General features: G+C 47.3%; 20 protein-coding genes and 5 tRNA genes. 8 read left to right on the plus strand and 17 right to left on the minus strand.

What is annotated here, in order from left to right:
* Positions 1-23: 23 nt before the first annotated feature.
* From MHI01_RS11595 to MHI01_RS11605, 3 genes are read left to right on the plus strand one after another with little or no spacing between them, the layout of a single operon-like run.
* A complete protein-coding gene (locus MHI01_RS11595; protein WP_036669062.1) occupies positions 24-716 on the plus strand; it encodes an urease accessory protein UreF in 693 nt (230 codons plus the stop codon).
* 33 nt (positions 717-749) lie between these two features.
* Positions 750-1,469 (plus strand): urease accessory protein UreG, encoded by a 720-nt coding sequence (ureG, locus tag MHI01_RS11600; protein WP_017690021.1) that lies wholly within the window; start codon positions 750-752, stop codon positions 1,467-1,469.
* Entirely contained in the window at positions 1,387-2,346 is a 960-nt protein-coding gene (locus MHI01_RS11605; protein WP_340983175.1) for an urease accessory protein UreD, read from the plus strand. The genes ureG and MHI01_RS11605 overlap by 83 nt, the downstream gene beginning before the upstream one ends.
* Before the next feature lie 108 nt (positions 2,347-2,454).
* Here MHI01_RS11605 and MHI01_RS11610 read toward each other — a convergent pair whose 3' ends face one another.
* From MHI01_RS11610 to MHI01_RS11625, 4 genes are all read right to left on the minus strand, one after another.
* Positions 2,455-2,880 carry a helix-turn-helix domain-containing protein gene (locus MHI01_RS11610; protein WP_036610863.1) on the minus strand — a complete coding sequence of 142 codons (426 nt, stop codon included), beginning with the start codon at positions 2,878-2,880 and terminating at the stop codon, positions 2,455-2,457.
* Between the two features lie 169 nt (positions 2,881-3,049).
* Positions 3,050-3,132: transfer RNA gene (locus MHI01_RS11615), tRNA-Leu, on the minus strand.
* Between the two features lie 17 nt (positions 3,133-3,149).
* A tRNA-Lys gene (locus MHI01_RS11620) sits at positions 3,150-3,225 on the minus strand.
* A 106-nt stretch (positions 3,226-3,331) separates the two neighbouring features.
* A tRNA-Glu gene (locus MHI01_RS11625) sits at positions 3,332-3,403 on the minus strand.
* A 306-nt stretch (positions 3,404-3,709) separates the two neighbouring features.
* On the opposite strand from MHI01_RS11625, the gene MHI01_RS11630 reads away from it, so the two are divergent.
* A complete protein-coding gene (locus MHI01_RS11630) occupies positions 3,710-4,486 on the plus strand; it encodes a DeoR/GlpR family DNA-binding transcription regulator (RefSeq protein ID WP_017690024.1) in 777 nt (258 codons plus the stop codon).
* Between the two features lie 4 nt (positions 4,487-4,490).
* Positions 4,491-5,387, plus strand: a complete 897-nt coding sequence (locus MHI01_RS11635) for a Cof-type HAD-IIB family hydrolase (RefSeq protein WP_036610865.1) — start codon at positions 4,491-4,493, stop codon at positions 5,385-5,387.
* Between the two features lie 64 nt (positions 5,388-5,451).
* Here MHI01_RS11635 and MHI01_RS11640 read toward each other — a convergent pair whose 3' ends face one another.
* Both MHI01_RS11640 and MHI01_RS11645 read right to left on the minus strand, forming a co-directional pair.
* On the minus strand, positions 5,452-6,123 hold the full coding sequence (locus MHI01_RS11640) for an MgtC/SapB family protein (RefSeq protein WP_017690026.1): 672 nt from the start codon (positions 6,121-6,123) through the stop codon (positions 5,452-5,454).
* 321 nt (positions 6,124-6,444) lie between these two features.
* Entirely contained in the window at positions 6,445-7,104 is a 660-nt protein-coding gene (locus MHI01_RS11645; protein WP_282319060.1) for a flavin reductase family protein, read from the minus strand.
* A gap of 107 nt (positions 7,105-7,211) precedes the next feature.
* Here MHI01_RS11645 and MHI01_RS11650 point away from each other — a divergent pair, with 107 nt between their 5' ends.
* Positions 7,212-7,910: an ArsR/SmtB family transcription factor gene (locus tag MHI01_RS11650; protein WP_282319061.1), complete on the plus strand. Its 699-nt coding sequence runs from the start codon at positions 7,212-7,214 to the stop codon at positions 7,908-7,910.
* A gap of 222 nt (positions 7,911-8,132) precedes the next feature.
* On the opposite strand, the gene MHI01_RS11655 is transcribed toward MHI01_RS11650, so the two are convergent.
* From MHI01_RS11655 to MHI01_RS11675, 5 genes are all read right to left on the minus strand, one after another.
* A tRNA-Ser gene (locus tag MHI01_RS11655) sits at positions 8,133-8,221 on the minus strand.
* Between the two features lie 6 nt (positions 8,222-8,227).
* Positions 8,228-8,303, minus strand: a tRNA-Asn gene (locus MHI01_RS11660).
* A 90-nt stretch (positions 8,304-8,393) separates the two neighbouring features.
* Positions 8,394-10,010, minus strand: a complete 1,617-nt coding sequence (locus MHI01_RS11665) for a sensor histidine kinase (protein ID WP_340983176.1) — start codon at positions 10,008-10,010, stop codon at positions 8,394-8,396.
* Positions 9,988-10,695 (minus strand): response regulator transcription factor, encoded by a 708-nt coding sequence (locus MHI01_RS11670; protein ID WP_127551303.1) that lies wholly within the window; start codon positions 10,693-10,695, stop codon positions 9,988-9,990. The genes MHI01_RS11665 and MHI01_RS11670 overlap by 23 nt, the downstream gene beginning before the upstream one ends.
* Positions 10,696-10,832: 137 nt before the next feature.
* Positions 10,833-11,294 (minus strand): SprT family protein, encoded by a 462-nt coding sequence (locus MHI01_RS11675; protein WP_017690031.1) that lies wholly within the window; start codon positions 11,292-11,294, stop codon positions 10,833-10,835.
* A 119-nt stretch (positions 11,295-11,413) separates the two neighbouring features.
* Here MHI01_RS11675 and MHI01_RS11680 point away from each other — a divergent pair, with 119 nt between their 5' ends.
* Both MHI01_RS11680 and cmpA read left to right on the plus strand, forming a co-directional pair.
* The gene (locus tag MHI01_RS11680; RefSeq protein ID WP_047842018.1) at positions 11,414-11,770 is read left to right on the plus strand and encodes a hypothetical protein; all 357 of its coding nucleotides are present in this window, start codon (positions 11,414-11,416) and stop codon (positions 11,768-11,770) included.
* A gap of 182 nt (positions 11,771-11,952) precedes the next feature.
* Entirely contained in the window at positions 11,953-12,096 is a 144-nt protein-coding gene (cmpA, locus tag MHI01_RS11685; RefSeq protein ID WP_017690033.1) for a cortex morphogenetic protein CmpA, read from the plus strand.
* Positions 12,097-12,276: 180 nt separating this feature from the next.
* Here the strand turns inward: cmpA and MHI01_RS11690 are convergent, their stop codons facing one another.
* From MHI01_RS11690 to MHI01_RS11715, 6 genes are all read right to left on the minus strand, one after another.
* Entirely contained in the window at positions 12,277-14,499 is a 2,223-nt protein-coding gene (locus MHI01_RS11690; protein ID WP_036611182.1) for a Tex family protein, read from the minus strand.
* A gap of 278 nt (positions 14,500-14,777) precedes the next feature.
* On the minus strand, positions 14,778-16,967 hold the full coding sequence (locus MHI01_RS11695; protein WP_282319067.1) for an alpha-galactosidase: 2,190 nt from the start codon (positions 16,965-16,967) through the stop codon (positions 14,778-14,780).
* Between the two features lie 234 nt (positions 16,968-17,201).
* Positions 17,202-17,552 (minus strand): type II toxin-antitoxin system PemK/MazF family toxin, encoded by a 351-nt coding sequence (locus MHI01_RS11700; protein ID WP_024630714.1) that lies wholly within the window; start codon positions 17,550-17,552, stop codon positions 17,202-17,204.
* Positions 17,553-17,555: 3 nt separating this feature from the next.
* Positions 17,556-17,837 (minus strand): CopG family ribbon-helix-helix protein, encoded by a 282-nt coding sequence (locus tag MHI01_RS11705; protein WP_017690037.1) that lies wholly within the window; start codon positions 17,835-17,837, stop codon positions 17,556-17,558.
* A gap of 260 nt (positions 17,838-18,097) precedes the next feature.
* Positions 18,098-19,285 (minus strand): alanine racemase, encoded by a 1,188-nt coding sequence (gene alr / locus MHI01_RS11710; RefSeq protein ID WP_127551307.1) that lies wholly within the window; start codon positions 19,283-19,285, stop codon positions 18,098-18,100.
* Between the two features lie 394 nt (positions 19,286-19,679).
* Complete coding sequence (locus MHI01_RS11715; RefSeq protein ID WP_076319104.1) at positions 19,680-20,876, minus strand: outer membrane lipoprotein-sorting protein; 1,197 nt, start codon at positions 20,874-20,876, stop codon at positions 19,680-19,682.
* Positions 20,877-20,884 lie beyond the last annotated feature (8 nt).

The raw sequence follows: 20,884 nt of genomic DNA on the forward strand, positions 1-20,884 counted from the left end.
TAGCTGATAAGGGGGCACTCATGATGAACAGTGGCACGAAGCTACTCCGTTATGTTCAGCTGCTGGATTCGGCCCTGCCCATCGGTGGTTTCTCCCATTCCTTCGGTCTGGAAGCTTACACGCATGATGGCACCGTGCAAAATACCGCGCAGCTTGAACAGTTTATTCGCAGCCAGCTTCATTCCAGTCTTGTACGACTAGATGGTCTTGCCATCAAAGGCGTCTATCAAGCGATAAAACAGCAAGATGCCGCTCTACTTGCCCTGTATGACAAACGCGTGCACGCCCAGCGCTCTCCACGGGAACTCAGGGAGAGCGGCCACAAGATGGGAAAGAGACTGCTCAAGCTGGCCCGTTCACTCTATCCATGGATGGACTTTTCCCTGATTGATGAGGCCATACGGGAATACGGTGCGTATTGTGGCATCACGACCATTCACGGTTATATCAACTATCAATTGGAGATTGAATTGGATGAAGCCGTTACCGGGCATCTGTATACCTCGGTGAACGCTTATGTGAACAGCGCACTTCGCCTGTTGCCCATCGGACAAACCGAAGCGCAGATGTTGATTCAGAAACTGCTTGATAATATCGAAGCGGAATGGGCTCTCATTCGAGACAATGACCCCGAAGATATGCACAGCTTCGGAATCGCCCAGGAAATCTACGCCATGCGGCATGAGACCTTACCCGCGCGGCTGTTTATGTCTTAACTACAACTTTTATCTAACATAGGAGGAATTGTTATGTGTGGAGGAGCTAATCATACGCATCATCCGGAGTGGGAACGTAAGGCATTTGATCGGAGTCGTCCGATGCGAATTGGAATTGGTGGACCGGTAGGTTCAGGTAAAACAGCCCTTGTGGAGAAGCTATCCAAGGCACTGCGTACACGTTATAGTCTTGCTGTCATCACCAATGACATTTATACCAAGGAAGATGCCGAGATTTTGCTGCGTCAGAACGCACTGGCACCAGAGCGTATTATTGGCGTCGAGACAGGCGGATGCCCGCACACGGCTATTCGTGAGGATGCCTCCATGAATTTCGAAGCGGTTGACGAGTTGATCGAACGCTTCCCGGATCTGCAACTGATCTTCATCGAGAGCGGCGGCGACAATCTCTCCGCTGCATTCAGTCCGGAACTGGCTGATGTGTTCATCTACATTATCGACGTTGCTCAAGGAGAGAAACTCCCCCGCAAAGGCGGTCCCGGCATAACGCGTTCAGATCTGCTGTTAATCAACAAAACCGACCTCGCCCCTTACGTTGGTGCAAGCCTGGAAGTTATGAAAAATGATACCGAACGGGTACGCGAAGGCCGACCTTATGTCATGTCTAATCTAATGAGCGGTGAAGGTGTATCCGAGATTGTCCACTGGCTTGAACATCAATACATGGATGACGATGCTTCCGCTGCACATCTGCATTCACACAGCCATGAACATGGCACTCACTCGCATTAATTCATCTTCTGTCCCCACGGGAACAGAGATAACTAGGAATGAAAGTGCAGGTGCACCCGTCACACGCCGCAGCGAGCTTCGGGCCACCTTTGCCTTTCAAGGCGACCGGACTGTCATGACTGATCGTTATTACAGCGCACCACTCCGGTTTAGCCGATCCTTTCAACCTCCCGGAGGCGGAACCGAATTATGTGTGTACACGTCAGACGTCTCGCCCGGAGTCCTTAACGGGGATCATTATTATTCCGAGTGGGAATTAGGTGAAGGCACCCATGTCATGCTGAGTAGCACATCTGCTACCAGACTCCATCCTACACCTTCCATTCCCTCATCCGTTAATCATCACTTTCGGTTGGGAAAAGGGGCCACGCTGGAATACTTCCCTGAATGCGTCATCCCTTTCAAGGGAAGTTCTTCTTCGCTCACTGTAACCTTTGAGCTGGAAGAACAGGCAATCCTGGCCTATGCAGATATCTGGTCTGCAGGACGGATTCATCGGGGAGAAGCGTTCCAATTCGAGCGTTACCGCAGCTTGACGGAGATATGGCAAGGTGAACAACTGGCTGTCTGGGATCGATTCGGACTCGAACCGGATACCGATGATCCCAAACACTCAGCGTCTCTCCTTCACTACACACATACCGCTACGTTATGGATGATTGCCCCAGGTCTTGGTACTGCGGAGTTGGAGCAAGTCAGATCTGCGCTGCCACCAGATGGGCGAATGCTCGCAGGTGCAAGTTTGCTGGCAACCGGAGGCATCGGCGTTCGACTCCTTGGCATGGCAGCTTGGGAACTTCAGGAGCAGTGTCTTCAGATCTGGAACACACTCCGCCCACATCTGCTGGGCAAAGAAACTCTTGTCTTTCGTAAATAAGGGCATCAAGCATAGTTAACACCAAAAAACCTCTGAACTGTCTCCGAGTGTGTTCGGATTAGTCCAGAGGTTTTTGTACATTCAGTCTATGGATGCTGTTCATATCACTTACGCTTCGTTTTCCTCAGAATCGTTCTCTGATTTGTTCTCAGGTTTATAGCGATAGTCGCCAGCATCCTTACTTTCCTTGGATTTACGGTAACGGGTGAACTCAATATATTCGCTGATAAAAGACTGTTCCACAGTCGATAATTCACTTTCTTGGCAATTCAATTGCCGCAAAACGTCAAAAAAATAATCCTCCCGTTTTTCCCGAACCATCGCTTCCTTCGATGGACGTCCAATCATGAGCCAGTCAAGGCTCACATCAAAAAACGAAGCAATCTCAATTAATTTATTCGTACTCGGAATAGACTTGCCACGTTTCCAATCACCCAGATTGCCTGTGCTAATCTTCAGCTGTTGGCAGAAAGCCTTCTTGGTCATTCCTCGTTCGGCAATCAGGTGTTCAATTCGCTCATAGATCGACTGCATACAAGAACCGCCTTCCAACCGTAATAATCAACTCATCTGCTTGAATTATACCACATTATTCCTGAATGCTCAGCCTTTATATGCCTGGAATAGGATGAGATATATCGTATAACACAAAGATAGACTCCCATGAATGATCATAGAAGTCTATCTTATGTTGTTGCTGTGATGCGGTCGAGAGGACTCGAACCTCCACGGGTATACACCCACTACCCCCTCAAGATAGCGTGTCTGCCATTCCACCACGACCGCATATTCAATTGTAAAAATGGTGAGCCATGAAGGGCTCGAACCTTCGACACCCTGATTAAAAGTCAGGTGCTCTACCAACTGAGCTAATGGCTCTTGCTGTAAACTTCACCGGATGTGCCATGCTTCATTTTTGTCTATAAGAGCAATGACTTTGAGGATTACTCATCGAAAATGTAGATCTCATGAGGTGGTGAAGATATGACCCGTAGGGGATTCGAACCCCTGTTACCTCCGTGAAAGGGAGGTGTCTTAACCCCTTGACCAACGGGCCTTAATAACAAGTTGTCTTTCTTGGCGACAAGAATGAGTATACCACAGGACAATTTGAACTTGCAATACTTTTTTTAAAATTTATTTTTCAAGCCTTTTTGCCCATTGCATACTCTTCTTCAGAGCCCCGTTATTAGCCACCTCCCGTTCATGCCAATGTCATCCCCGTGCAGGAACAATGTAAACCATCTATCAAAACACTTATAAAAACTTACGTTCACTTATAATATTGCAAATCACATTAAGAATACTTATAATTAAAGTATCAGTATAAGTACGGTCATCCATATACTCGGAGGTGACATGTTTGTTTCAAGAAGAACGAATGCAGCTCATTGTTGAACATCTACGCAAACACAATCGCATCTCAGCCGATGATATTGTCGCCTTGTTTGATGTATCACGGGATACTGCACGCAGGGATCTGATTAAGCTTGAGGAACAGGATGCCATTATCCGAACACGTGGCGGCGCGATTCTCCCCCCTCCTCCGCAAGAATTCAGATCCTACAAAGACCGTTTACTCGATGTATCTGAGGAAAAGAGGGCCATCGGCAAACTCGCTGCGGCCATTGTAAGGCAAGGCGAGATCATTATTCTGGACTCTTCCACGACTGTGCAGGCCTGTGCCGAGAACTTAAACGGCAAATCCTGTACCGTCATTACCAATTCGATTCATTCCGCTGATCTTCTCTCCAATCACACTGCTGTCCAGATTCGTTTGCTCGGAGGCAAAGTAGATAAGGAACAACGTTATGTCTACGGTACCTCTGTTATCGAGACCCTCTCCCACTATTATGTAGATAAAGCCTTTATCGGAATTGGCGGTATCACCATGGATGGCTTCAGTGCTTCCGAAGAGGAAGGGAAAATTAAACACCAAATGATGAAAGCTGCCAAGAAAGTTGTTGTTCTTGCAGATCAATCCAAGTTTGATAGACGTTATGGTTATCGTTTTGCCGACTGGTCGTTGGTGGATGTATTGATTACGGATCAATGGCCAACCAAAGAATGGCTTGTTTTTCTAGCCGAACAACAGGTTGAGATTCTCATTCCTGAACCAACAGATGATAAGGAGTTGTAAATATATGAAATTATTTGCCACAGATTTAGATGGAACTTTGTTGAACATAGATAGCCAGATTAGCCCGGAGAATGCCGCAGCCATCCAAAAGGCCCAGCAATCCGGTATGAAAGTTACCATCGCAACAGGACGTGTCTATTCCGATGTTGTGACCATCAGCCGCGAAGGTGGAATCAAAACCCCGATTATCGGCTCCAACGGAGCGACAATTCATGATGCTGACGGTGAACGTTTATTCCATCTTCCGCTCGAGCGTGACACAGCAGCTTCCGTCATGCAGTGGCTGGAAGATCATGATGTCTATTATGAGGCTTCAACGCAACAAGGCATCTATGCCCCGCGAAGCAGTCATGAGACCTTGCTCGCCGAGATGGAACGTGTTCTTGGTTCGAACCCTGGTGAGGACATTGCACGCATGATTCGCTCCATCAAGAAACACTATGACAAAAAAGACTACCACCGCGTAAACAGCCATCTCGAAATTCCGGCAGAAGCCTACATCTATAATATTATGGCCTTCTCCATGAATCCGGACAAAGTAAAGACAGGACGAGAATACTTCGCTTCCCGATCCGATGTCGCAATGGTTGTATCCTTTGAGCATAACTTCGAAATGCAGCACCCGGACGTATCCAAAGGTAATGCCCTCACCAAACTGGCGGCTCACTTGAACATATCCATGGAGGATACAGTAGCTATTGGCGATAACTTCAACGATGTCTCCATGTTAAAAATGGCTGGACTCGGCATCGCCATGGGTAATGGCGAACCCGAAATCCAGGCATTAGCCAAAGCCATAACGCTGACCAATGTGGAACACGGTGTTGCCCATGCCATCGAATGCCTGCTCGAGGGTAAACCGGTATCCCGCCCAGAAACGATTGTCGGAGAAGGTCAGTAATTGGACCCATACTGAATTAAGTACTGAACCTGCATGATCACCTGTTGATCCATGCAGGTTCTCTTCATTTTAACTCCGCAGATCGAACGTGAGGCACGTCCTGTAACAAAATAATCAGTTGCTCGCCCCGGTATGAACCCGGTAGTTGCAACGTGAACTCAAGCACAGTCTCTTCCACGGAGTCTGTGCTTGTTTGCTGTTCAGTCTTAAATCCGATGACCGAGATCTTCTCCTGTCCCAGCAGTGCCAAAACAGTCTTCAGGGCCTCTCCCTCATTTTGCAGATGGATGGTTAACGTCTCTGTTCGAGCGGATACCAGCCAGCGTGTAGGTCTATGCAGTAACATCTGTGCCACGACAATAAGCAGTGTCACGCCCGCCCCCGTCCAATACAGACCTGAACCCACAGCAAGTCCCATGCCTGCCGTAGCCCATATGCCAGCCGCTGTGGTCAATCCCCTGACCGTGTGACGCTGTGTGAAGATCATCCCTGCTCCAATGAACCCTACACCACTAACAACTTGTGCAGCGATCCTTGAAGGGTCAAGGGACAGATTGTCCCAGCCAGCCTGATCCTGGAATCCGTATTTCGATACAATCATCATCAGGGCAGCACCAACGGCGACCACAAAATGAGTACGGATTCCCGCTTCTTTCATTCGATTCTTGCGCTCATATCCGATTAGCACACCACATATTCCAGCTATGAGTACACGCATCAAATATTCCACTTCCATGCACATCACCTCTTTCATTATGTATATGCTTACATGAGTCTATCTTTACTATTACCCAATCTTTACATGACTATATAAGTTGAACTAAAGATTATTTACACTGGCACTACGATGACAGAACAACCTTCCAATCGCTGTTATCCCCAGATTTTTTCGATTCCCTTTTCTCAAGGGAAAATCCGGTGATAGCGTATGCTTCCGATGTAGCTTTCTTGCAGAAAGCTTTTAGGCGAACGCTTCGCTTTTTCAGGTTTTTTCTGTCCTCTCCGTTATCGTGTAAATGATTAATTCATCTTATATAATAAAAAGCCTCCACTCAGGTCAATTCTCTGCCCGGAAATTTTCCCCTTGTCTCTTGCCCAATCCGAAATAATGTCTGAAATTATATATCAGCGGATGCCATTCCTCCGGATTAATCTTGTTCGGTCCAGATATTAGTCTGGTGTGTGCGTGCACCTTCAACGCTTTCACTTCAACAATCGCCATGAACGGTGTATGTTCGGGAATACGTATGTGTTGTACAGCCGCTTCAATCTGGAGCGGACATTCAACTATTTTATCTGGAGCCACCTGAACCGAGCATTCAGATGTCAGTCCAGCTACAGTGAATTTATCATGACAATATTCATAGCCCATCTTCCTTTTCTCCTCAGGAACCGGGGTGACTCCCGTATAACGACCCAATGCCTCAACCTGTTTCCACATGGTCGCATCCGGCAGATTAATTACACACTCCGGGTGTCGACTCAGATTTTCATAGGATTTGCCGTGTGTCCCTAGACCGAGAACCAGACAATCCCCCAGTGCCCAAGACGAGGATAATGGTGACAGGTTGGTTGATCCATCCTCATTTAATGTGCTTAGCAGCACTACAGGCGTACCATAATATAAAATACTGGGATTAATCGTCTCATGTTGAATCACTTCTGGACTCGCGGACAACTGCTCTGTAGCGAAGTCCTGTTTCGTTATCTTTTTCATCCTGTACCTCTCCTGTTCCCATTCCAATGCTTTATAAGCTCAATCTGACCCATATGGGACGATACAACTCGATTGTAATACAGTAATAGTTCAGGTATGATCGAAGTATGAATGTATATCCGAATATTACTGTTATTGCGTCGTTAATCGCTGATCCAAGCCGCGCTATTTTTCTGTCATCCTTACTTGATGGCCGTGCGTTGCCTGCAGGAGAGCTTGCTCATATGGCAAGTGTCACTCCCCAGACGGCAAGCAGCCATCTAGCTAAACTCGTAGAGGGAGGATTACTCGAAGTTGAACAACAAGGACGCCACCGATACTACCGTCTTGCAAACAAAGAAATTGCTAATCTGATTGAAAGCATGGCCAGTATTGCTCCGCCTGTACAGATCCGCTCTCTCAAACAATCCGATCAGCTTCAACAACTGAGTCATGCACGGACCTGTTATGGTCATCTGGCTGGGAAATTGGGAATCTCGCTCTGTGAAGCCTTAGTACAAAAGGGGTATCTTTCAGACCCCGAAGAGGCACACAGCAAGGATTATCAAGTTACAGAGAAAGGAATACAGTGGTTCACTACGTTTGGAATTGAACTTCAGATGAAGCCGGGATCACGCCGTGCCATCGCTCGCAAATGTCTGGATTGGAGCGAACGCCGTCATCATCTCTCAGGTATGCTTGGGGAACAACTCAGACATCGGTTAGCGGAACTGGACTGGATTCGTCAAAAAACAGGAAGTCGCTCTGTCGAAGTAACGGAAGCAGGCAAGAAAGGTTTATACGAGGTGTTGAGCATCACACTTTAAGCAGAAGCATATACAAGGGATAACCAAAGATCAGTAAACGCAAAAAATCCCCTTCACACTGACCGTTAACCGGTCTAATGTGAAGAGGATTTTTTGTGCAATCAGAACGGAGAAAGAGGAGTACTCTCACTTCGTTCGAGACTGCGAAGTATTGCTAACGAAGCTTATGCTCCGACGAACCTTTAGGGTTCTCATCCCTTTGCAGAGAAGTTTAATTCAGAACGGAGAGAGAGGGATTCGAACCCTCGCACCGCTTACGCAGTCTAACCCCTTAGCAGAGGGTCCCCTTATAGCCACTTGGGTATCTCTCCAAGAAATGGCTCCCCGAACAGGGCTCGAACCTGTGACAACTCGATTAACAGTCGAGTGCTCTACCAACTGAGCTATCAGGGAAAATTAACTTGAATAAGATTAATCTATCATGATTAATAATCCAAGTCAACAGACCTGTCAAGATTTCCTAATTGTATTGCTTTCTTCCTCTCAGAAGGAAGAGGTCATCGCTAGTTGGGTAGTATTTTGGATCATGTCCCTGTCTGCTCGTGGAAGGCAAACACTTACTTTGAATACGTCTCCGTCCACTTGTATTCCCATAGAACCTTCATGCAATTCAACAATGCTTCTAGCGATGGACAAGCCTAGACCTGAACCCTCCGTTGAACGGGAACGGTCCCCACGCTTAAAACGTTCAAAAATCTCATCCGATGAGAATTCCATCTCGTATGCGGATACATTTTTGATCGTAAACTCCAATTGATTTCCTTGTTCGATCAGTTCAATATAGACTCTGGATTGGGGCAGACCATATTTCAAAACGTTTCCCAACATATTCTCCATAACACGCCACATCCGGCTGCCGTCCACCATTGCGTATACAGGCTCAGTCTCCTCTCGAATCCTTATCTGTAACTCTGCCTGCTCGAACGAATCACTATATTCTGCTACAGCCTGTCGAATTAACTCCCCCATGTCTATCTGTTTTAAATGAAGTTCCACATCTCCGCTCGCCATTTCCGCTGCTTCAAATAAGTCCTCCACCAACAAACACAGACGCTGCGTTTTCCGCTCCAGAACTTGAATGTATCCAGCCTTCTCCTCCTCTGTGCCCTCATCGCGCTTAAGCAGATCGATATAACTAACCAAAGAGGTTACAGGTGTTTTCAGATCATGAGAAACGTTAGCGATCAACTCGGATTTCATACGCTGGCTCGTAACCTGTTCTTTCATTGCATTCTGGAGCCCTTGTCTCATTCCGCTCATCTGTGTCACCAATGGTTGCATTATGCCTGTTACATGCTCTGGGAACTGCACATTGAACCGGCCTTCTCCCATTTCCTTAGCCGCTTGCGTAAGTTGCTGCGCCACATGAATCAGTTGAAACATACTATATACCAAGAAAACACTAATCAGAACTGTCAAAAACACAAATGGAATGACCATTGAAGACTTAATGGACGCGAGAGAAATAACCGCTAATTGCATAAGACATTGCACCATACATAATAAGATTAAACGCTGAATTCTTTTTTTGTCAGTCGGCTCGCCTTGCTCCAAAATCTTTTTCACCAAACTGTACCATTTCCATACCCATATCTCGTTTCGTATTGGCCTATGGCTGGACATATTCCCGATATACCGGACAGCCCCCCTTACATGCACACCAACAAACCACACTCCGAGACCAGCGATGAACATGCCTATAAAATAAACAAAAATATCATTTATCCATCGACGAGTGAAAAAGTAAGGAGTTATCCCATAATCTGAAGTCACCCCGTTTAGTACTTTTAACAGTAGAAAGGACCCTATACATAAGGTAATAAAATGTGCATCCAAGGAAAGTTTTTCACTCCACCAGATTGTCATCTTCCGATATTTGCTATTCTCAGGCAAAGGTATACGATTTGCAGTCACAAGTAACGCCGTACCAATGACTAAGAGCAGGATCAAAGGTATAACACCAGATACATTCCAATCTTTATAAATGAATCGAATCTCATACCTCAATGAAGCAAGCTTCATAAACACCAGTGTAAAACAAATCATCGCTGCTATCCGAACTCCGTAAGCCAGCATATTATTCTTCCAGTTTGTAACCAATACCCCACACCACCTTTATATATTTGGGCTCTCTGGGATTAAATTCAATCTTCTCACGGATTCTGCGGATGTGAACAGCGACTGTATTTTCCGGTTGAAAGGCAGGCTCTTTCCATACACGTTCATAGATTTCATCAATAGCAAAGATCCGGCCCTTATTCTCCATAAAAAGCCTAAGTATGTGAAATTCGGTTGGCGTCAGCCTAACATCTTCTCCTTCCAAGGTCATTGTTTTCTTCTGTTTGTTATATACCAGGCCACGAACCTGAATCTCCTGTTCTGCATCTTCGGAACTTTGATGTATTTGCGCACCCAGGCCGGTGAAGCGTCGTAACTGGGACTTTACCCTTGCCATAAGTTCCAATGGATTAAATGGCTTGGCTATGTAATCATCCGCACCGATGTTCAAACCTACGATTTTATCATAATCCTCTGTTCTGGCAGACAACATTATAATTGGCACATTAGAGGTTTCACGAATTTCCAGTGTCGTCTGCAGTCCATCCAATCCAGGCATCATAATATCCATAATAATGAGCTGAACAGAATGAGCCTGGAGCTTTTGCAATGCCTCTTCCCCATTCGACGCCTTGTAGACCCCGATTCCTTCACTACGCAAAAAAATTTCGATCGCATTGCTGATATCGGGATCATCATCAACAACCAATACACTGTGGGCCTTCAAAGGGTCACTCCTCCTTTTCATTTAAACTGAATTATGTGGACTGATGAACAGTTTACATCAGATAAATGACAGGAAATCCAACAAAAGATTTACAAATTTCTTAAGATCCATCCGCTCTATACTCCAAAACAAAATTACTATATGTCGTGAAGCCCCAGTTTTCCCGCGCAACGACCACAACGATAACGCTTAGGATCTATTTTCCGCTTGCGCAAATATTCCGTACCACAGCTCTTGCACACCAGCTTATAACGATATGGCAGCGGCTTTCTGCCTTTGCCGTCAGGAAGTGATTGGCAGTAACGCGAACCGCCTACCTTCTGCAATAAAGCCTTGAATTCCGGGTCACGATGCTGATAGCCGCGCCCACGAATATGCAGATGATAGTGACACAGCTCATGCTTGATGATTTTCTCAACCTCATCTCGCCCATAGGCTTCGAGTTGATGCGGATTGATCTCAATCCGGTGACTTTTAAGCATATAACGCCCACCCGTCGTGGTCAGGCGACTGTTAAACAACGCTTCATGGGTGAACGGCACTCCGAAATGATCCAGTGATACCTGTTCAATCCATTGTTGCAATTCCTCATTTTCCATCGATATCCTCTCCTTGCACCCCCTCGGAGCATTTGTTTTTCCGGTATAATACTTGAATTTTAACCGTTTCGTAGGCTACACTGTCAAGTAGAATGTATGAGGGGAGATTATTACTCGTTATGCCTACAATGCGCTATGTCATCCTGCAGCAGGAACAACACTTGCAGTTCGTGGAAATGCCCGCAGATTACGCCTATCAACTCAGTGCGCTCAACCTGCGCCTGCACAAGGAAATTGATAAACTCACTGCAGCAGATGTCCCTGTCCTGCCTTGGGCGATCGCCGAATGTGACAGCCTCGATCTCCTAAACGAAAATCTTACTATCATCGGTGGCCTTGATTATATCAATGCGCTTGAAGAATCTTTTGCAGTATTACGTGAAAGCCATTATCCCTTGATTTCTCTGCTTACCGAAATCCGAGCTCTTCAGGCCCAATTGGAACAATGGTATGAAGAAGAGATGGAAGCTCTCTAATTCACCACAGTTATCATTTTATAATGATGAGAACAAAAAGCACATCTCCCTGAATTGGGATTTGTGCTTTTTTTTGAGTGAACAAGATTGATTTGCCGGAGGCCTCCACTTATCCCGCACAGTCCAGGCTATTGCCACATATGCTAACGTACAGATGAATTATGCAAGAGGAGGAGATACCCTTGCCTCAATGGCTTTGCAATCAACTGATGCGTGCATTTCACAAAAAGGACAGCCGGCAAATCAAGTTGCTGAACGAATGCTGGTTCTTTTATCGTAACAAACCAGCAAATGGCACACCACGCAGCGCGGAGAACGAACTTTAAGAGGTAGTTCATAAAAGTCTGCATCGGATTACGAAGGATGGCCTTTTGAACACGCACTTTAAGAAAATGCACATATTGCCCACCGTACTTACTAGAGGAATTAGAACGGATAACGGGACTATTACTGTCGACAACAAACAGCCTTCCTGGTTAGGGAAGGCTGTTCTCCAATCCTACTATTTAAGAAGACTGTTGCGCAGAAGCAGGCTTCTTCATCGTCAGGCCGACACGGCCTTTTTTGGTATCCACACTCATAACCCAGACCGTTACATTATCCCCGACAGACACAACGTCCATCGGATGTTTAACATACCCATTGCTGAGCTGTGAAATATGGACAAGCCCATCACTCTTGATCCCAATATCAACAAAGGCACCAAAATCAATAACGTTCCGAACCGTACCTTGCAGCTCCATGCCTTCCACCAGATCCTCAATTTTCAATACATCTGTACGGAAGATTGGCAACGGCATTTCTTCACGCGGGTCACGCCCCGGACGCTGCAAGCTGTCCAGAATGTCACGCAATGTAGGCACACCTACGTCCAGTTTCACAGCCAATTGTTCTGGCTGTTGCTCTGACAGTAATACCGACAGTTCCTTGCTGCCCAGCTTGTCCAGTGCAACCTGAAGCTCCTTGAACAGCTGATCCACTACCTTGTAAGACTCAGGGTGAATAGGTGTACGGTCCAGCGGGTTCTCTCCCTCACCAATACGCATAAATCCTACGCACTGCTCATAGGTTTTGGCACCCAGACGTGGCACCTTCTGAAGCTGACGGCGGTTCGTAAACCGGCCATTTTCTTCACGGTACTTCACAATGTTTTTGGCAATCGTAGCGTTAACTCCGGCAACATATGACAGCAACGAAGGTGATGCTGTATTCACATCCACACCCACATGGTTAACTGCGGATTCCACGACAGCCTTCAGGCTTTCTTCGAGAATCTTCTGGGATACGTCATGCTGATATTGACCCACGCCAATGGCTTTTGGATCAATCTTAACCAACTCCGCCAGCGGGTCTTGTACCCGGCGAGCAATGGAAGCTGCACTGCGCTCCGCAACATCCAGATCAGGGAATTCTTCCTGGGCCAGCTTGGATGCAGAATATACACTCGCGCCTGCTTCGTTAACAATCAGATACACAAGACTTTCATCACCGTTCTCCTGAATGATCTCGGCAACAAATTGCTCCGTCTCACGTGATCCGGTACCATTACCAATGACGATCAGTCCGATATCATATTGCTTGATCATCCGATGGAATACTTCCGCAGCTTCACGTTTCTTGTTGTGTGGTGGCGTTGGGTAGGTCACAGCCACTTCCAGCAGTTTGCCCGTATCATCTACTACAGCCAGTTTACAACCGGTACGATAGGCAGGATCGACACCAAGCACACGTTTGCCGTGAATCGGCGGTTGAAGCAACAGGTTACGCAGATTGGCCGAGAATACCGATATGGCCTGATTTTCACCTTTTTCCGTAAGTTCTCCACGAACTTCACGCTCGATGGAAGGCGCAATCAGCCGCTTGTATGCATCTTCAATCACATCACGCAGGATATCCTGCACGGCAGAAGCACCACGAATGATCTGTCCTTCCATATGGCGATGGGCCGGTTCTGCCTGTACGTCCAGGCCGACTTTCAGAATACTCTCACGTTCACCGCGATTAATCGCGAGAATACGGTGTGGAGGCATCTTTTTGGCTAATTCGCGGTAATCATAATAATTCTCGTATACGGACTCTTCTTGAGCATCCTTCGCTTCTGAAGTCAGCATCCCGTGATCCAAGGTGTACCGACGAATCCAGGCACGAATGGCAGCATCGTCTGCGATATTCTCCGCGAGAATGTCTTTGGCTCCCTGAAGCGCCGACTCCGCATCTTCTACACCCAATTCAGCATTGATATATTTCGCAGCTTCCTGAAGTACATCTCCTTGTTTCGGTTGACCCCAGATCCATACAGCAAGGGGCTCAAGACCTTTTTCTTTTGCCACACTGGCACGCGTTTTCCGCTTCTGACGGTAAGGTCGATACAAGTCTTCCACTTCCTGCAGCTTCACAGCTTGCGTAATGGATTGCTTCAGTTCTCCGGTCAGTTTGCCCTGTTCCTCTATAATACGGATGACTTCCAATTTGCGATCCTCAAGATTGCGCAGATAAACAATGCGTTCTTCAATCGATCGCAGCTGGTTCTCATCCAGCTCTCCAGTCATTTCTTTACGGTAGCGGGCGATAAATGGAATCGTATTGCCTTCGTCCAGAAGCTCCGACGTTGTGCGGACCTGCTTCAAGGACAGTGACAGTTCCTTGGCTACCTGTTTGATGATTCGTTCATGGCGTTCTGCCTTTATTGTTTCTTCATTGGGTTCCAGAACCGTTTCCTGTTCAGACAAAATAAATCCCTCTTTCCTTCCTGAATCGTTCGTTACAATCATTTCAGGGCAGCTTTGCTGCTGTAATTACAGTATAGTTGAACCATTTGTTTCTTCCACTCTACCCTATATTATCACAGAATCACGTCCAGATTTCCATCAATCCGCAAGCATACAAGTTCTGACAGAATGATGTCATCCTCCAGCCTTCCCCATTACATCAAAAAAAGACCGAAAAACGTCATCACGACGCTCCCCGATCCTTCCTTTTTTTTAAAAACTTTAAATAAAATAGCAATCTAGACGCGCTCGAACCGGAACATTTCGCTCAGATAGTCTCCTGATGTGCTGCCTACCGAAATACCGCCATACATGAGGGCATCGCCGGTAAAGGTCTCCGAGCCGCCTTTCAGACGGTAATCCGCATTAGGGTCCAATCCTTTCAGCTTCAGGCGCTGAAGTGGCGCATTGGGCTCAGAGAGCACACGGAAGTAGAATACAACAGCTTCGCTTCCGTCCGGTGCAATAAACATCCACGCCGTCTCATTGCCTTCAAACGGACTGAGCAAACGGCGGAATGTTCCATATTGAACCGTTCCACGAATCTCCTTGTACAGCTCAACCTGGGCTTTCACGATGTCGTTCTCTTCCTCCGTGAATTTTGTCAGGTCCAGCTCGTACCCAAAGTTGCCCGACATCGCAACATGTCCCCGAATCTCAAGCGAAGTGATCCGGTTGACCTGATGATTCGGTACCGCTGAGATATGCGATCCCATCGAACTTACCGGGTATACAAGACTCGTACCGTATTGAATCCGCAGGCGGGATATAGCATCCGTGTTATCACTTGTCCACGTCTGTGGCATGTAATACAGCATACCTGGATCGAAGCGGCCACCACCACCTGAACAGCTTTCGAAGAGAATGTTCGGGAACGCCGAAGTGATTCGTTCCATAACGTCATACAGTCCGAGCATGTAACGATGTGCGGTCTCACGCTGTCTATCTGCCGGAAGCAACGCAGAACCCACTTCCGTCATATTGCGGTTCATGTCCCATTTCACATAAGTGATTGGTGCAGAACCAAGTACGTCTGTTAACATCCGCACAATCTCATCACGTACATCCTGACGAGAGAAGTCGAGTACCAGTTGTTGACGTCCTTCTGTCCGGCGACGATCTGGCACATGCAGACACCAGTCCGGGTGCGCTCGGTACAGCTCACTGTCTGGTGAGATCATCTCAGGCTCAAACCATAATCCGAACTGCATGTCCAGACCTGTTACGCGGTTAGCCAGATCATCCAGTCCCTGTGGCAATTTGTTCTTATCTACAATCCAGTCGCCCAGCGAGGAGTTGTCACTGTCCCGATGTCCAAACCAGCCATCATCCAAGACAAACAGCTCAATACCCAGCTTCTGTCCAGCACGAGCGATCTGTTCAATCTTGTCTGCATTGAATCCAAAGTAGGTTGCTTCCCAGTTATTGACCAGAACCGGACGTTCCGCATTGCGGAACTTACCACGCGCAAGACGCTCCCGATACAATTCGTGGTAGGACTGTGACATGCCGTCCAAACCTGCAGCCGAGTACACCATAACCGTCTCAGGTGTCTGGAACGTTTCTTGCGGCTCCAGCTTCCAGCTGAACTCAAACGGATTGATTCCGAGTGACACACGGGTGGTGTGGAACTGATCCACTTCAGCCTGCGCAGTGAAGCTGCCACTATAGACGAGACTGAATCCGTAAACTTCACCATGGTCTTCATCCGTGCCTGGTGTCATCAGCGCAATAAAAGGATTCTGCTGGTGACTGCTTGAACCGCGACGGCTCTCAATCCCTTGCAGGCCTGACGCAAGCGGTCTGCGAACGATATCACGTTCCCGTGTCCATGCACCTGACAACTGCAACATTTCATAATCTGCATGCGGAAAATCAACAGATGAACTGAGCGCACGCACCACATTCACTGAGGTAGCGCTCTCATTAACGATACGCATCGAGCGTGTAATTGCATTAAATGCCGTAAAGGCTGTATAAGAAAGCTCGATTTTGATGCCTGCAACGCGGTCTTCCAACTCAATAACCAGCGTCTCTGCTTCTTCATGGGATTCAACATACGTTGCTGGCAAACCAGTAAGCGCTGTCTTTCCTTTGACCAATCGATGGCCTGTATACGTAAACTCCGAAACCGTCGAACCATTCTCAAGTTCCAGTTGGATAGCCGGATTACGGAAATCACTCGTGCCATACACGGGTAGTTCCACTGCCAATGTATCAAATGAAATTGTACGGTCCTCTGGTACCGGGTTCGGGCTGAAAGATGCTCGTTCTGTCCGTACATGCAACCAGCTCAGATCGGTGTCGCGTAATTTTTTGCCATAATACAAATGCACCAAATATCCTGAAGGCAGTACCTGAAATACGTAACTGGCCTCACGGGTCTGTAAATGAAATTGAAGTTTCTCCTGATTGATGTAAATGCTCATATGTCTCCTCCTCCTCTATATATAGGTCTTTCGGTAAACGGTTTCTCAGGTTTCATTATAGCGAAAAGATCGCCAATGTTCTACGCTTTCATCAAGCTTTAATCAAAAGAGCGCATAACAGCCCGAAGGATGTCATACGCTCTTTTGGTTACATTCTGAATTCAGTGTGTTCCCTTACGGGAACATCCATTGCCAACGGACGGCAGTGCAACGTACAAGACGCTGGTTGCTGCCTTAAAAATCGATTAAACCAAGGCTGATCTGTAAGGCTTCGTTGACCAATTTCATGGTCTCCTCGTCCAGATGGGTAATCTTGTCAGTCAGCCTCTGTTTATCAATCGTCCGTATTTGTTCGAGCAAAATAACCGAGTCCCGGTCAAAGCCGTGTGCCGCCGCATCAATTTCAACATGCGTTGGCAGCTTTGCCTTCTGGATTTGGGCGGTGATAGCCGCCACAATACAAGTTGGACTGAACCGGTTGCCGATATCATTCTGGATCACCAGAACCGGCCTGACTCCACCTTGCTCGGAACCGACAACGGGAGAAAGATCCGCAAAAAAAACGTCACCACGTTTTACGATCAATGTCTACACCCCGCTAACTAAGCGGTCCAGAGTGCTGTCCGCATCTTCCTCCGCATGAAAGGCTTCGGATGCCATGGTCAGATTAATTTTTGCCATCTCCATGTACCCTCGCTGCATCGTTTCACGGATGTAACGTTTCTTACGCTCCGTTAAATACAGCTTCATAGCCTGCCTAATCAATTCGCTGCGGTTGGAATTCTCCAGCGCTACGATGCCATCCACTTCCTGCAAAAGATAATCAGGTAAACTGATCATGATCCGCTTGGTGTTCTGCAAGTTGGCCACCTTTCTTCCACCCCCACAAACCTTTCGCCATTGTGAACCAGTATTACGTTTTTCCAGAACTTTTATACAAAGGAATATATATGCCCCGAGTATATCAAGTATGCTGTACTCCATTATAAACACGGGGAACAATATTCGTACAGACCAAACATCTCAATTCAGGAATTAAATCCTTACCGTCATACATAATTCGAGATGCTCCGACAGTTTTCCTTCTGTTCTGAAAAAAAGTTTATTGGGAATGACGTCCAGTTTACCTGTCAGGATGTCAAAAGTGGATTGATTCTGGCGACTACTGCTCCCCCGCGGGTATATACCCGCGGAATGCGGTGCGCCATCATGCAGATCACTTCATAAGCAATCGTACCGAGCTGAGATGCCACCTCGTCTGCGGTTATTACGCCACCAGACTGATGACCGATGAGGACAACCTCTTCGCCGACTTGAATTTCTTCCGCCTCTTCCGCGAAAGATTGTAACGACACCATACACTGATCCATGCAGATTGTACCGACGACAGGGACGCGGCGTCCGCGTACAAGCACTTCTGCTTTACCTGTCAGCATTCTGGAGAATCCGTCTGCATATCCGATCGGCAGGGTCGCTATTCGTTCGTAACCTTGCGTAAAATAACGGGTTCCGTAACTGATCCCCCAATGGGGTGGCAGTGTTTTGACCAGAACCGCTTTTGTCTTCAGCGTCAATACCGGGGACAGCTTCACCACCTGATGATTCACCTCAGCCGAAGGATACAGTCCGTACAGGCTTATTCCCACACGTACCATGTCATAGGACAATTCCGGTGTATCAATGGCAGCGGCGCTGTTCGCCGTATGTATAATCGGGATGGAACATCCCTGATCCCTGAGCGCATGAACTACGCTTTGGAACCGTCTATACTGCTCCAGTGTATAGGTTTTGTCTTCTTCATCTGCTCTGGCAAAATGGGTAAACATACCTTCCAGCATCACCTGATTGAGCGAAGCTACTTCCTGAATGAAAGCCAATGCCTCATCGCCAGGCAACAGACCTAATCGGCCCATGCCGCTGTCGATTTTAATATGAACCTTCAGTTGGTTAGCGAATGTGCTCGCATCCAGATGTCGAATGGCGTCAAGCACTTCCCTGCTGAACAGTGTGACGGTCACATCATGTTGCCATGCAACAGCGATCCCTTCAGGCGGCGTATATCCCAGTACCAGGATTGGAATCGTAATCCCATGTTGTCGCAGTTCTAGAGCTTCGTCAAGAAAAGCCACACTTAAGTAATCCACACCCACTCGTTCCAGTTCCCTAGCCGTCTCCACCGCTCCATGTCCATAGGCATTGGCCTTCACACAGGCGAGGAATTTCATGCCCTGAGGCAATGCCTCGCGGAAAGCTTCTACGTTAGTACACAAATGATCCAAATTGATCTCCGCTTGGGTCGGCCGATATTGTCCTTGCACGTTAAGTCACCTTCTCTAATCATCTTAATCCGGCTCACGTCAGACTCCATCGTAATGCTCCAGCATGTGACTGTCAAATGAACCGAAGTTTCGCATCCAAAAACAGCTGTAAGGTGCGCCTTTTGAAGAACAAATGCGAACACAGAAGAAGACCGATAAGCGAGATTAGCAGGGCAAAATCCCACTTTTCACCCAAGCAAAATCTGCTTATATCGATTATTTACCCGGTTCCCTCTGCGTAGAAGCGCATTTTGCTTTATTGAGTGTATCGGGTAAGAAAAACAGCGCTAAATGAATACCTTTCTTACATCAAAGCAAAGCACCGGAGAACAGGTCTCCGATGCTTCTTAGCATTCCTTATGTTTATGCTACTATTCGTTCATTTGTTCAAAAATCATTTGCCTGACTCTTCCTGCATCGATGTTGCAATGCGTACCATTTCGTTCTGAGGCAGGTCGGCACTGGTGATCCGATATTCTATGCCATCTGTCATCCATGTCAGAGTCTTCAATGCATCTCCGCTGATCATCCCCAGTGTGAATCCAAGATCTACTACACTGGATGGAGCAAGTGATACAGCTCGATCCTGTGGTCTGGCTTCGAATATCGTGTAATTATACGTTCCTTCATAACGAAGCATAACCGAATAGTCTCCCGCTTCTTCCAGAATCTGATCGTCCTTGAGCTGCACGCCTTCCGGCGCATAGGTCGGCTGAATCACGCCGAAGCTGTCTGCCCCTTCCGGTTCTGCAAGTGTCGGCTCTTCGCCTTCCTGACCTGTTGCAGCACCTTCTGTGCCTTGCTGCTCTGTGTCACCACCTACACCCGACTGTCCATCAGTAACGGCTCCATCAGGTTCAGGCGCAGTCTGAGGATTGGCAGGTTCTTTACCGCCCTCACCTGTTTGCTCCGCAGGAGTTACACCAGAATCCGTTCCTGTTTGGCCGCCCTCTTTTGTAGCTGCTGTCATGTTACGTTGCATGTCAAAGGCGTCTTTCTCAAATGCAGCACCAAATTTGAAGGAATCAAACTTCACATCCACGACCACATTGGCATTGGAGTCGGATACCTCAACCTGTTTCGGTGCGTAATCACTTTTGTTCAGCCAGATCTTCTGTCTGACGAGTGCATGTGTATTATAATTGGCAGCTACATCAAAAACATAGCTCTCCTTCTCATCCGCAAACTGACGGGTTGTATCCCCCGTAATGCTCCGAATCAATGTTTCATAGAGATATACCTGTCCTTGATTATCTGGCCAATTGCTCTGAAAACGGAAGCTTTTGTTCTGGCTCGGTGTCAAAACAAACACGCCTTCATCGTTACGCAGTACAATCTGCGTTACATCCTTTTTTGCATTCGTTAACGCAATACGATAATAGGAAGGCTTCTGATGCCATACCTCGACCTTGTACTGCTGCGGCGTATCTCCGGTATGCAGCGTCATCACGCCTGCCCCCTGGTAACTTTCCATCTCTCCTACGACTTCGTTCAGATCTTTGACCACAGCTGCCGCATCCTTCTTCCCGCAGGCGGCAAGTAAGGCCGATAAGACCAATACCATGGCAAGCATCCATGATATTCGGCGCATGACATCAT

It is taken from the genome of Paenibacillus sp. FSL M7-0656, assembly GCF_038003225.1.
GTDB lineage: Bacteria > Bacillota > Bacilli > Paenibacillales > Paenibacillaceae > Paenibacillus > Paenibacillus amylolyticus.